This window comes from Serratia marcescens (assembly GCF_001902635.1).
GTDB lineage: Bacteria > Pseudomonadota > Gammaproteobacteria > Enterobacterales > Enterobacteriaceae > Serratia > Serratia marcescens_F.
This window is the reverse complement of the sequence record NZ_MJAO01000009.1, coordinates 1-13,010: the sequence shown is the minus strand read 5'-3', so window position 1 is coordinate 13,010 and position 13,010 is coordinate 1. Positions and strand designations below refer to the sequence as shown.

Genomic DNA, 13,010 nt, shown 5'->3' with positions numbered 1-13,010 from the left:
TTTTTATAGCGCCATCGCCAGCCGCGTGCCCTGATCGATCGCGCGGCGGGCATCCAGCTCGGCGGCCACGTCGGCGCCGCCGATCAGGTGCACGGTTTTCCCCATCGCCAGCAGCGGTTGCTGCAACTCGCGGCGCGGTTCCTGCCCGGCGCAGATGACCACCGTATCCACTGGCAGGCAGCTGTCCTGCTCGGCGCGGGTGATGTGCAGCCCTTCATCGTCGATCAGCCGATAGTTGACGCTGTTGAGCATCTTCACGCCGCGCATCGCCAGGCTGGCGCGGTGGATCCAACCGGTGGTTTTCCCCAGGCCTTCGCCCACTTTGCTGGTTTTGCGCTGTAACAGATAGATTTGCCGCGCGGCGCGCGGTGCCTGCGGCCCTTGCGCCGCCAGCCCACCGCGCTGTTCAAGGCGACCGTCGATGCCCCATTCACGGTTGAACTCAGCCTGATCCAGGCTGCTGGACACGCCGTGCTGGCTGAGATACTCGGCGGTATCGAAGCCGATGCCGCCGGCGCCGACGATCGCCACCCGCTGGCCGACCGGCTTTTTATCGCGCAGTACGTCCAGATAGCTCAGCACCTTGGCGTGGCCGATGCCGGGGATGTCCGGGGTGCGCGGCACGATGCCGCAGGCGAGGATCACTTCGTCGAACTCGCTTAAGTCTGCCGCCTCGACCTTGACGCCCAGCCTGACCGTCACTTCGCGCAGCACCAGCTGGCGGCGGAAGTAACGCAGGGTTTCATGGAATTCTTCCTTGCCGGGGATCTGCTTGGCGATGTTGAACTGTCCGCCGATCTGCTCGGCGGCGTCGAACAGCGTTACCTGATGGCCGCGGCTGGCGGCGGTGGTGGCGAAGGCCAGCCCGGCAGGGCCGGCGCCGATCACCGCCAGTTTTTTCGGTTTCTCCGCCATGGTCAGCGGCATTTCGGTTTCACGGCAGGCGCGCGGGTTGACCAGACAAGAGGTCAGCTTGCCTTCAAAAATCTGGTCGAGGCAGGCCTGATTGCAACCGATGCAGGTATTGATCTCATCGGCGCGCCCCTCGGCGGCTTTCTGGACAAAGGCGGCGTCGGCGAGGAACGGACGCGCCATCGACACCATATCGGCGCAGCCGTCCGCCAGCACCTGCTCGGCCACCGCCGGATCGTTGATGCGGTTGGTGGTGATCAGCGGAATGCCGACCTTGCCCATCAGCTTACGGGTCACCCAGCTGAACCCGGCGCGCGGCACCATGGTAGCGATGGTCGGGATGCGCGCCTCGTGCCAGCCGATGCCGGTGTTGATGATCGTGGCGCCCGCCTGTTCGACCGCCAGTGCCAGCTGTTCGATCTCCTGCCAGCTGGAACCGTCTTCCACCAGATCGAGCATCGACAGCCGGTAGATCAGAATGAATTCCGGACCCACCGCCTGGCGTACCGCCCGCACGATCTCAACGGCGAAGCGCATGCGGTTGGTGAAGCTGCCACCCCATTGGTCGTCGCGCTGGTTGGTGCGCGAGGCCAAAAATTGGTTGATCAGGTAGCCTTCGGAACCCATCACCTCAACGCCGTCGTAGCCGGCCTGTTGCGCCAGCGCCGCGCAGTGGGCGAAGTCGGCGATGGTTTGCTCGATCTCCGCTTCGCTCAGCGCGCTTGGCGCGAAGGGGTTGATCGGCGCCTGCAGGGCGGAAGGGGCTACCGGCTGCGGTTGATAGCTGTAGCGGCCGGCATGCAGGATCTGCAGCGCGATCTTGCCGCCCGCGCGATGAACCGCCTCGGTGACCGGCCGATGGTGAGGCAGCTGCGCCTCGCTGCTGAGGGTGGAGCCGCCGCGGTACACCACGCCTTTGTCGTTGGGCGCGATGCCGCCGGTGACGATCAGGGCCACGCCGGCGGCGGCGCGCTCGGCATAGAACGCGGCCAGGCGCTGTGGGCCGTCGGGCAGCTCTTCCAGGCCGGTATGCATCGATCCCATCAGCACCCGGTTTTTCAGGATGGTGAAGCCGAGATCCAGCGGCGCCAGCAGGTGAGGGTAATTGCTCATTGCACTCTCCATCGGGTGAAATCGGGGCCCGTTGTTATAATTATGTGAACATAAGTGGTCGGATGAGATAAATCTAGCCGTTGTTGTGCCGCTTGGGAATCTGCGTTGCGCTGAATGTGATAAACGTCATGAATCTCTGACACCGTTTGCATAACGAACAAAAGATCGGTTAACCTTTGCGCGTTGTAAATTCCTTCTCTCTGCGGAGCCATAACCGAAAATGAACAACCACACCTGTTGATATCTGGTCCCACGCTGTGCGCTCCCGCGCCTTGTGGGGATGTTTTGATCTCATTCAGGAGTGCTTATGGCTCATTTAGCGCAGTCCCCTTATTTCGTTTTACATCAACTGACCTGCCAATTTGCTGACGGCGAAACGCTGTTCGGCCCGCTGGATCTCGCTTTCGATCGGCAGCACTGCGGCCTGGTGGGGCGCAACGGCGTCGGCAAAACCCAGCTGCTGCGCCTGATCGCCGGGCGGGATCAGCCGGGCAACGGGCACGTCGAATCCCATGCCGCATTGGCTTACGTTGCGCAGCAGCCGGAGATCGCGGCGGACACCACGCTGGCGCAGTTGCTGGGCTACGGCGACCTCTTCGCCGCGCTGGCGCGCATCGAGCAGGGGCGGCCGTTGGCGGACGACATCGATCGTCTGGAAGGACGCTGGGATCTCAACGATCGCCTGCAAGGCGCCTTCGCCGCCGCCGGGCTGCCGGCCTTCGAGCCGCTGCGATCCGCAAGTTCTCTGAGCGGCGGCGAACGGATGCGCGCGGCGCTGTGCGGCGCTTTTCTCGGGGAGGCGGATTATCTGCTGCTGGACGAACCGACCAACCACCTCGACAGCGCCGGGCGCACCTGGCTGTATCACCAGCTGGAACAGTGGCGCGGTGGGTTGCTTATCGCAAGCCATGACCGGCAACTGCTGGCGCGCATGGAACGGATCGTCGAACTGACGCCCGGCGCGCTGCGCAGCTACGGCGGCAACTACGACGACTACCGGCGCCAGCGCGATACGGAACAGCAGGCGGCGCGCGCCGATCTGGAACATGCGCGCGAGGAACGCCGCCGCACCCGCGCCCGCCAGCAGAGAGAGCACGACATGAGCCAGCGGCGCTCGGCGCAAACGCTGCGCGTCGTCGATACGCTGAATATCGCCTCCTTCGAGCGGGTGGCCTACAAGTCGGCGGCGAAGGAGAGCCTCGGCACGCTGCGCAAACAGCATCAGGATCAGCGCGACAGCCTCGATGCGGCGGTGCGCGAGGCCTATCAGCGGGTGGAGGAAGAACAACCGGTGTTGCTGGCGCTGCCGGGCAGCGAAGTGAGCGCAAACAAGCAGGTGCTGGTGCTCGAGCAGCTGCAGCTGCCGTTCGTCAGCGCGCCGCCGCTGGACCTGCGTATCGACGGCCCGATGCGCGTGGCGTTGACCGGCCCCAACGGCTGCGGCAAGTCGACCTTGCTGAAGACCCTTCTCGGTCAGCTGGCGGCGCTTTCCGGCCATTGTCATTGCCCGCTGTCGACGGCCTACCTCGATCAAACCCTGTCGCAGCTCGACCCGAGTCTGTCGGTGATGGAACACCTGGGGCTACAGGATTCGCCGTTGGCGGAAGGCGCGTTGCGCACCCGGCTGGCGCAGCTGCAGCTTGGTGCAGATCGCATCGCGTTGCCGCTGGGCTCGCTGAGCGGCGGTGAACGGCTCAAGGCGGCGTTAGCCTGCGCGCTGTGGCGGCGGCAACCGGCGCAGCTGCTGTTGCTGGACGAGCCGACCAACCATTTGGATCTGGCGTCGTCGCTGGCGATCGAAACCGCCCTGGCGGATTTCCCCGGCGCGATGCTGGTGGTGTCGCACGACGAAGCCTTCCTGCAGGCGCTGCGGCCGACGCACCGCCTGCATTGGCTGGCGGACGGCTGGCGGCTTCAGGCCTGGTAACGCGCGAAGGCGGCCCTAAGGGGCCGCCTTTTTCATCTCGGGCGCGTTGATGCACGCCAGCAACTGAGTGAAAGCGGCGGCCATCTGCTCTTCCGGCACGCAGGCGAAGCCCATCAGCAGGCCGCGCCGGCGATTGGGCAGCATGTAGTAGCGCGACAGCGGCCGCACCAGTACCCCCTGCGCGCCGGCGGCGGCGGCGATCGCCACGTCGTCGGCCTCGTCCGGCAGATTGAGGATCAGGTGCAATCCGGCGTTGCTGTTGAACTCGCTGAGCGCCTGTTTGCCGAGGTGCTGTTCGATCAATCCGGTCAGGAAGGCGCGCCGCCGGGCGTACAGCAGCCGCATGCGGCGGATATGCGCGGTGTAGTGCCCCTCCTGAATGAATTCCGCCAGCGCGCTCTGGATCAGCAGATGCCCACCGCGATACAGCTCGGCGTGGGCGGTTTTCAGCGCCTGCACCAGCGGCGGCGGCAACACCACATAGCCGAGGCGCAACGCCGGGTAGAGTGTTTTGCTGAAGGTGCCGATGTAGATCACCGGCGCGTCGGCCTCCAGCCCTTGCAGCGCCGGGATCGGTTGGCCGGAAAAGCGGAATTCGCTGTCGTAGTCGTCCTCGACGATCCAACCGCCGGCGTTGCGCGCCAGCGCCAGCAGCCGTTGGCGGCGCGCCAGGCTCATCACCGAGCCGAGCGGGTACTGGTGCGACGGGGTGACGAAGATCAGCCGCGGCGGGGTGGTCGGCTGCTCCGGCGGCACCAGCCCGGCTTCGTCCACCGCCAGCGGGCAGATGTTCAGCGCATTGATGCGCAGGATATTGCGGATCCCCCAATAGCCCGGCTCTTCGATCCAGGCGTCATCCCCCGGATTACACAACATGCGCGTCACCAGATCGATCGCCTGATGGATGCCCTCGGTGATCAGGATCTGTTCCGGCGAGCAACGCACCGAGCGCGCCACCCGTAAATACTCCACCAACGCATGCTGCAGCTCCGGGCTGCCGCCCTGATTGCTGTAGGTCAGCCGTTGCGGCGCCGGGCGGCGGCTGAGGCGTGCCTGGATCTTGCTGAACAGCTGATGGGGAAAGGCGTTGACGTCGGGCACGCCGGGAATGAATGCCCCCCACTGTTTGGGGCTGGCGCTGGCGTGGTGCAGCAGCGTGGCGCCGCGCGCCGACAGTTCAACGCGCCGCGGTTGCCCGCTGCCGTCCGCCGGGGCGCCGCCGGTGGAGAGGCAGCTGTCCGGCACCGTGTCGGCGACGAAGGTGCCGCTGCCGGCGCGCGCCGACACGTAACCTTCCGCCAGCAGTTGTTCATAAACGGTTAATACAGTGTTGCGGGACAGGCTGAGCTCCTGCGCCAGATCGCGCGAGGCGGGCAGGCGGCTGGAGGGCGGCAGGCTGCCGTCGAGAATGCTGGTGCGGATCGCGTTGTAAAGCCGCTTGTGCAGCTTGTCATCGGGCTGCTCGCCGAGGCGCTGCAGCAACAGATCACCACTCAATGAGCGCAATTGGATCCCTCAATTATTCGTAACTGGCACTCGATTATAGGGCCACATCCTGTGTAAATAAACGGCATTGTTTCACGAATGTGAACGAAACGTGTAACTGGCACCGACCGGAGAGAACAACATGAAAAACGCAGAATTGAACCAACGCCGTCAGGACGCCACCCCGCGCGGAGTGGGCGTGATGTGTGGTTTTTACGCCGAGCGCGCAGAGAACGCCACGCTGTGGGATGTGGAAGGCAAAGAAGTGATCGACTTCGCCTCGGGGATCGCCGTGCTGAACACCGGCCACCGCCACCCGAAGGTGATCGCCGCGATTGAAAAGCAGCTGCAGGCCTTCACCCACACCGCCTATCAGATCGTTCCTTACGAAAGCTATGTCTCGCTGGCGGAGCGCATCAACCAGCGTGCGCCGATCGCCGGCCCGTGTAAAACCGCCTTCTTCACCACCGGCGCGGAAGCGGTGGAAAACGCGGTGAAGATCGCCCGCGCCTACACCGGCCGCCCGGGGCTGATCACCTTCGGCGGCGGCTTCCATGGCCGTACCTACATGACTATGGCGCTGACCGGCAAAGTGGCGCCTTACAAACTGGGCTTTGGCCCATTCCCCGGCTCGGTGTTCCACGGCCAGTACCCGAACGCGCTGTACGGCGTGACCACCGAGGACGCGATGAACAGCCTGGATCGCCTGTTTAAAGCGGATATCGATCCCAAGCAGGTGGCGGCGATCGTGCTGGAGCCGGTGCAGGGCGAAGGCGGCTTCAACGTGGCGCCGGCCGAGTTCATGCAGGCGCTGCGCGCGCTGTGCGATCAGCACGGCATCCTGCTGATCGCCGACGAAGTGCAGACCGGCTTCGCCCGTACCGGCAAGCTGTTCGCCATGGAGCACTACAGCGTTAAACCGGATCTGATCACCATGGCGAAAAGCCTGGCGGGCGGCATGCCGCTGTCGGCGGTGGCGGGCCGCGCCGAGGTGATGGACGCGCCGGCGCCGGGCGGGCTGGGCGGCACCTACGCCGGTAACCCGCTGGCGGTGGCTGCGGCGCACGCAGTGCTGGATGTGATCGAAGAAGAGCAGCTGTGCCAGCGCGCCCAGCGCCTCGGTCAGCACCTGGTGGAAGTGTTGCAGCAGGCGCGCAAAACCAGCTCGGCGATCGCCGATGTGCGCGCGCAGGGTTCGATGGTGGCGGTGGAGTTCAACGATCCGGCCACCGGCAAGCCTTCGGCGGAGATCACCCGTCAGGTGCAGCAGAAGGCGATGGAAGAAGGGTTGCTGCTGTTGAGCTGCGGCGTGAACGGTAACGTGATCCGCTTCCTGTACCCGCTGACCATCCCGGACGATCAGTTCACCAAGGCGATGGGCATCCTGTCCCGCGCGCTGGCCCACTAAGGAGCGAACGGCATGAAATTGAATAATCCCGAGCTGTTGCGCAGCCAGTGTCTGATCAACGGCGAATGGTGCGACGCCCTGAGCGGCAAGCGCGAAGCGGTGATCAACCCGGCTAGCGGTGCCGAACTGGCCAGCATTCCGCTGGTCAGCGAAGAGGAAACCCAGCAGGCGATCGCGGCGGCGCAGCGGGCGCAAAACGACTGGAAACAGCTGACCGCCAAGCAGCGCTCCGCGCTGCTGTTGGCCTGGGCCGACAAGGTGCTGGCCGCGCAGGAAGATCTGGCGCAGCTGATGACCGCCGAACAGGGCAAGTCGCTGGCAGAAGCGCGCGGCGAAGTGGCCTACGCCGCGTCGTTCATCACCTGGTTCGCCGAAGAGGCCAAGCGGGTGGACGGCGCGGTATTGCAGGCGCCGCAGGCTTCGCAGCGCCTGGTGGTGGTGAAGCAGCCGATCGGCGTGTGCGCGGCGATCACCCCGTGGAACTTCCCGGCGGCGATGATCACCCGTAAGGTGGCGCCGGCGCTGGCGGCGGGTTGCGCCATCATCGTCAAACCGGCCGAGCAAACGCCGTTGACCGCGCTGGCGCTGGCCAAGCTGGCGCAGGACGCCGGTATTCCCGCGGGCGTTTTGCAGGTGGTGACCGGCGAAGCGGCGCAGGTGGGCAAGGTGCTGTGCGACAGCCCGGTGGTGCGCAAGCTGAGCTTTACCGGTTCGACCGAGGTCGGCCGCATCCTGATGGCGCAGTGCGCGCCGAGCATCAAGAAACTGTCGCTGGAGCTGGGCGGCAATGCGCCGGTCATCGTGTTCGACGATGCCAATTTGGACGCGGCGGTGGCGGGCATCATGGCCTCCAAGTTCCGCAACAGCGGCCAGACCTGCGTCTGCGCCAACCGCATCTACGTGCAGGACGGCATCTACGAGCGCCTGGCGGAGAAGCTGGTGGCGGCGGTCGAGCAGTTGAAAGTCGGCGACGGCAGCCACGAAGGCACCACCCAAGGGCCGCTGATCGACAGCGATGCGGTGGCGAAGGTGCAGAGCCATATCGATGATGCGCTGATCAAAGGGGCGCAGATCGCCACCGGCGGCCAGCCGCACGCGCTGGGCGGCACCTTCTTCCAACCGACGGTGGTGACCGGCGTGACGCAGAAGATGCGCTTCGCCAAAGAAGAGACCTTCGGGCCGGTGGCGCCGCTGTTCCGTTTCCATGACGAGGCTGAAGCCATCGCCATGGCCAACGACACCGAATTCGGCCTGGCCGCTTACCTGTTCACGCAGAACGCCGCGCGCCAGTGGCGTGTGCCGGAAGCGCTGGAGTACGGCATGGTCGGCATCAACACCGGGCTGATTTCCAACGAAGTGGCACCGTTCGGCGGTGTGAAACAGTCAGGGCTCGGGCGTGAAGGATCGCGCTACGGGATAGAAGAATATCTGGAGCTGAAATACCTGTGTATCGATGTGAGCTGTTGAACGCCAGGACGTTAACCCATCCCGGCGGCCAGCGTCGCCGGGCGATAAAGGATGATGCATGTCTGATAATATCTCTGTTTCTCCGGCGCTTGCCGCCGGGGTGCGAGCACCTGCACCCGCCAAATCGTTGAGTTTTCTTGAAGGGGTGGCGATGATCGTCGGCACCAACATCGGCGCCGGGGTGCTCTCCATCGCCTACGCCTCCAGCAAGGCCGGTTTCCTGCCGCTGTTGTTCTGGCTGGTCCTGGTGGGGAGCCTGACCACCATCACCATGCTGTACGTCGCCGAATCTACGCTGCGCACTCGGGCGCATTTGCAACTGAGCGGGCTGGCGAAGCGCTATGTCGGTGGCCTGGGCGCCTGGCTGATGTTCGCTTCGGTGTGCGTCAACAGCGTCGGGGCGCTCACCGCCTATATGACCGGCAGCGGCAAGCTGCTGCAATCGCTGTTCGGCATCTCGCCGGCGCTCGGCAGCCTGCTGTTCTTCGTGCCCGCCGCCGGCGTGCTGTACCTCGGTTTGAAAGCGATCGGCCGCGGCGAGAAGTTCATCAGTATCGGTATGGTGGTGATGCTGACCGCGCTGGTGGCGGCGACGCTGCTGAAAGACACCACTCAGATGCGCAACCTGCTGGACGGCGACTGGCGTTATATGGTGCCGGTGTTCAACGTGGTGGTGTTCTGTTTCTCGGCGCAGTACATCGTGCCGGAGATGGCGCGCGGCTTTGCCGACAAGCCGGAGCAGCTACCGAAGGCGATTGTCGTCGGCATGGCAGTGACCTTCATTTTGCTGGCGGCGGTGCCGATGTCGGTGATTGCGCTCAGCGGCTTGGATGACATCTCCGACGTGGCTACCATCTCCTGGGGCCAGGCACTGGGGCAGTGGGCGTTCTTCTCCGCCAATATCTTCGCGCTGTGCGCAATGCTGACTTCGTACTGGGGGCTGGGCGGCAGCTTCCTGACCAATATCTTCGACAAGTTCCGGTTGGGCAACGACGAGCTGCCGTTGCGCCGCTTCGGCGTACTGCTGCTGGTGGTGGTGCCGCCGTTCGCGCTGGCCTACAGCGGGCTGGTGTCGTTCGTCAACGCGCTCTACTTCGCCGGGGTGTTCAGCGGGGTGATCCTGTCGATCATGCCGATGCTGATCCTGCGCGGCGCACGCAAACATGGCGACCAGACGCCGCGCTGGCAGTGCAGCTGGATTACGCACCCGTTGCTGCAGATCAGCATTGTGTTGCTGTATCTGGGCAGTGCGGTGTACGCCATCGCTTCATTGTTAGGTTATCTGCCCTCTGGATGGTGATTTGCCTTCCCTCAAGTAGTGATGTTGTTTCTCGGCATTGAGAACGGCGGCGTCGTGGCCGCCGATTTTTTTCTCAGGCGCGCCGCTTGGCCGACAGCGCCAGCCAGGCCTGCACCGACGGGCGCTGCCACTGTTTGTGCGCATAGTAGCGAACGCGCTCCGGCACTGGATCGCCGTGCATCACCAGCCGGTTGAGCATCAACGCCAGATCGGTGTCGGCGATGCACCACTCCCTGAATAGATTGTCCTGCCCGTGGCTCAGCAGTTTTTCGACGGCGGCGATCAGCTTGCGTGCGGCCTCTTGAGCGGCTTCGGACAGCGGCGGGAACTTGCCGTTGTTGAACACTACCTCGGTCGAACGTTCGGCGCGGATCGGCAGCAGATCGCTGCGCAGCCAGGCCTGGATCTCACGCGCTTTGGCGCGCAGCTTGACGTCGCGCGGATACACGGCGTGGGCCGGATGGATGTCCTCCAGGTATTCGGCGATCGCCGAAGATTCCGAGAGCTGGAACTCGCCGATCGCCAACGTCGGCACCCGACGGGTGAGCGACAGCGTTGCGTAGGGTGCCCCTTTATTCTCTTCCTTTGCCAGATCCACCGGCTTTACGGTGAACGGAATGCCTTTTTCCGTCAGCACGACAAAGGCGGACATGGCGTACGGGCTGAAAAATTCACTGTCGGTATAAAGTTCGGTGATCGGTTGAGACATCGGCGGTTCCTCGGGGTTAAGGGGGGATCTTCATCATTGTCGAGGGAAGACCAAAAATCAATCTGTTAGGCCAAAAGTTCTTTCCCGGCGCGGCGTATGGCGGCAATCTCGATGTGATATATTTGTTGCCAACACGTGAATTGAGTCATACCGGGTAACATGAAGACGCAGTGGATAGAACGAGTGAAAGTGGGATGCGCGCGCCTGTGGCCGCATCCGCTGGCGGTGGGCAAGCGAGAAATGCTGATTTCCAGCGTCGGCGCCGGTTTGGGGCTGATGCTCGCCGGCTGGATCAGCCACTTTATTTTGGGTGAGGTGAACCTGTGGTTTATCGCGCCGATGGGCGCCTCGGCGGTGTTGTTGTTCGGCGTGCCTAACAGTCCGTTGGCGCAGCCTTGGTCGATCGTCGGCGGCAATACGGTGGCGGCGACGGTGGGCGTCACCGCCGGGCTGTTGATTCCCGATCCCGGTCTGGCCTGCGGCGCGGCGGCGGCAGTGGCCATCGGCTTGATGTTCAAGCTGCGTTGTCTGCATCCGCCGGGTGGCGCCGTCGCGCTGACCGCGATCCTCGGCGGCCCCGGCATTCACCAGATGGGCTACCACTTCGTGCTGTACCCGGTGCTGTTGAACTCGGCGTTGTTGGCGGCGCTGGCCATTTTGTTCAATAACCTGGCCGGGCGGCGCTACCCACACGCGCTGGCGCCGGCGGAGGCCAAACCGGCCAATCTGCCAATTGATGCCGTTTCCATCACCCGCGCCGATCTGCACGAGGCGCTGATGGAGGGGGATCTGTTCGATATCGACGAGGACGATCTGCAGGAGATCCTGCTGCGCGCCGAGCAGCTGGCGCATCAGCGGCAAAGCAAGACCGCCTGATCAGCCCAGCGTTTTACGGTAAAACACCACCCGTTCCGTTTCGGCAAAGCCCAGCGCCGCGTGCAGGCGCTGGGAGTCCAGATTGGCGATATCGGTATCCGACGCCAGCTCGCTGCACCCCTGTTGCTTCGCCCATTCCTGCACCTGCGCGATCAAACGCGCGGCCCAGCCCTGGCGGCGGGCGCGCTCAAGGGTATAAATCCCTTCCAGAAACGCCACCGGCGACGATTCGCAGCCGTTAACGTAATCGTAGCGCAGCGCGACCTCGGCAAAGCCAACGAAAGCGCCGTCCAGCCCCCGCGCCATAAACGCGGTGTGGTGCGGTGAAGCCAATATCTCGCGCATTTCCGCGCGGTGCTCTTCAGGCGGGCTGGACGGCCACAGTGCCGTGCGCAGCGCCAGCCAAGCGTCGAGGTTGTCGTGGTCGCAGATGACGATCATGCGGGGTCCTTAGCGGTGATTTTTGTTACCCGCGAGCGTAGCAGGTCTCGACGCGCAAGCTCAATCTCTCCATTGCTATCTCGCCATTTCTCCCACTTATGATAATGATCGTCTTGTCGGTGTGCTTATCGAATAACGAGTGGAGCGCACATTAACGTTCCAAAGTGCATGCTCTCCGGCTCGATAAGGCTAAGGAAGCTTTCGCAATGTGATTGGCCATGCCAACTGGTACAGATGGCCTGCGACTGTGCATGGCTTTCTGCAATGGCCACATCGACGAAAACGTCTCCGTCCAGTTTAAGTAAATACTGATGTAGCCAACCTGGTTGCGCAGACAGATGATGTTGCACCATTTGGCAATAGGCAGCGTACATCTTCTCTTCGGTAACGCCTTTTCTTAGTCTGAAGCGGCTCAGTTCGACGCCATGGCCGGCACTGGCGGGGGAATATGCTGCTATGTGATTAGGGGATGTCATGGTAATTTTTCCAGTAATGGGTGAGTGACTATCATAGGCCGCGACCCTGCCAATTTTTGTCAGGGGTGTCGGAGGCATTCAGTGAGAACCGTCAGGTTATTTTCAATACTCGACCAACTGCGCGGCAGACAACGCCCGGTTTCGGCGGAGTTTCTGGCCCAGACGCTGGACGTTTCGGTGCGAACCATCTATCGAGATATGAGCACGTTGCAGGCGATGGGCGCGCCGATCCGCGGCGAGTCTGGATTGGGGTACCAGCTGGAAAAGGGGTATTTCTTGCCGCCGCTGCATTTTGACGCTAACGAGCTGGAGGCCATAATGCTGGGTACTCGTCTGATTGCGGCTCGTGGTGATGCGCAGCTGGGTGAAGCGGCACGTCGCGTTTCATCCAAAATAGGTGCCATGTTGGATGACGATGCGAAGAAACGCTATGAGCATATGCCATTGCGCGCCGTCTCGCGCAGGAGTCTGGAGTATGAGCTGGCCGACAGGCATCTGGAGCCATTGCGCGTGGCTATTCGAGGCAGAAAGCGGTTGGTCGTCTGCTATCGCGACCTTAAAGGCAATGAAAGCCGAAGAAATATCAGGCCATTAGGATTGACGATGTTTGACGCCGTATGGCTGCTGACCATATGGTGCGAGACCAAAGCCGATTTCCGCAATCTGCGCGTTGATGGCATTCTATCGTTGACGGACACCGGCGAACGTTTTCGACAGGAAAGAGGTAAACGTTTTGAAGATTATATTAAATCTTTACCGGCAGCATAGGCGCTATGGAGGCGGCTTTGGCGATAATGACACGACGAGCCATTGTGTGGGCGGCACTGTAACGACGGGCTGTTTAAATACCTGCCCTTTGAGGGCATTGGGTAGCCTTGTGCCGCCACTGTGGGCAA

11 protein-coding genes are annotated in these 13,010 nt (G+C 63.1%); 6 read left to right on the top strand and 5 right to left on the bottom strand.

Annotated elements, in window-relative coordinates; all coding sequences use genetic code 11:
- Positions 1–3: 3 nt before the first annotated feature.
- Entirely contained in the window at positions 4–2,025 is a 2,022-nt protein-coding gene (locus BHU62_RS10590) for an FAD-dependent oxidoreductase (protein ID WP_073531981.1), read from the bottom strand.
- Between the two features lie 307 nt (positions 2,026–2,332).
- On the opposite strand from BHU62_RS10590, the gene BHU62_RS10585 reads away from it, so the two are divergent.
- Entirely contained in the window at positions 2,333–3,952 is a 1,620-nt protein-coding gene (locus BHU62_RS10585) for an ABC-F family ATP-binding cassette domain-containing protein (protein ID WP_073531980.1), read from the top strand.
- 15 nt (positions 3,953–3,967) lie between these two features.
- Here BHU62_RS10585 and BHU62_RS10580 read toward each other — a convergent pair whose 3' ends face one another.
- Complete coding sequence (locus BHU62_RS10580; RefSeq protein WP_073531979.1) at positions 3,968–5,458, bottom strand: PLP-dependent aminotransferase family protein; 1,491 nt, start codon at positions 5,456–5,458, stop codon at positions 3,968–3,970.
- Between the two features lie 121 nt (positions 5,459–5,579).
- Here BHU62_RS10580 and BHU62_RS10575 point away from each other — a divergent pair, with 121 nt between their 5' ends.
- The 3 genes from BHU62_RS10575 to BHU62_RS10565 are packed head-to-tail and all read left to right on the top strand — an operon-like array spanning position 5,580 to position 9,612.
- On the top strand, positions 5,580–6,845 hold the full coding sequence (locus BHU62_RS10575) for a 4-aminobutyrate--2-oxoglutarate transaminase (RefSeq protein WP_073531978.1): 1,266 nt from the start codon (positions 5,580–5,582) through the stop codon (positions 6,843–6,845).
- A 12-nt stretch (positions 6,846–6,857) separates the two neighbouring features.
- Positions 6,858–8,312 (top strand): NAD-dependent succinate-semialdehyde dehydrogenase, encoded by a 1,455-nt coding sequence (locus BHU62_RS10570; RefSeq protein WP_073531977.1) that lies wholly within the window; start codon positions 6,858–6,860, stop codon positions 8,310–8,312.
- A gap of 58 nt (positions 8,313–8,370) precedes the next feature.
- Entirely contained in the window at positions 8,371–9,612 is a 1,242-nt protein-coding gene (locus BHU62_RS10565) for an amino acid permease (RefSeq protein WP_073531976.1), read from the top strand.
- Positions 9,613–9,685: 73 nt separating this feature from the next.
- On the opposite strand, the gene yfcF is transcribed toward BHU62_RS10565, so the two are convergent.
- The gene (gene yfcF, locus BHU62_RS10560; protein WP_073531975.1) at positions 9,686–10,321 is read right to left on the bottom strand and encodes a glutathione transferase; all 636 of its coding nucleotides are present in this window, start codon (positions 10,319–10,321) and stop codon (positions 9,686–9,688) included.
- A gap of 159 nt (positions 10,322–10,480) precedes the next feature.
- On the opposite strand from yfcF, the gene BHU62_RS10555 reads away from it, so the two are divergent.
- Positions 10,481–11,197: an HPP family protein gene (locus tag BHU62_RS10555; RefSeq protein ID WP_073531974.1), complete on the top strand. Its 717-nt coding sequence runs from the start codon at positions 10,481–10,483 to the stop codon at positions 11,195–11,197.
- Here the strand turns inward: BHU62_RS10555 and aac(6') are convergent, their stop codons facing one another.
- On the bottom strand, positions 11,198–11,638 hold the full coding sequence (aac(6'), locus tag BHU62_RS10550) for an aminoglycoside 6'-N-acetyltransferase (RefSeq protein ID WP_073531973.1): 441 nt from the start codon (positions 11,636–11,638) through the stop codon (positions 11,198–11,200).
- A 125-nt stretch (positions 11,639–11,763) separates the two neighbouring features.
- Complete coding sequence (locus tag BHU62_RS10545; RefSeq protein WP_073531972.1) at positions 11,764–12,114, bottom strand: hypothetical protein; 351 nt, start codon at positions 12,112–12,114, stop codon at positions 11,764–11,766.
- 81 nt (positions 12,115–12,195) lie between these two features.
- Between BHU62_RS10545 and BHU62_RS10540 the strand changes: the two genes are divergently transcribed.
- The gene (locus BHU62_RS10540) at positions 12,196–12,882 is read left to right on the top strand and encodes a helix-turn-helix transcriptional regulator (RefSeq protein ID WP_073531971.1); all 687 of its coding nucleotides are present in this window, start codon (positions 12,196–12,198) and stop codon (positions 12,880–12,882) included.
- Positions 12,883–13,010 lie beyond the last annotated feature (128 nt).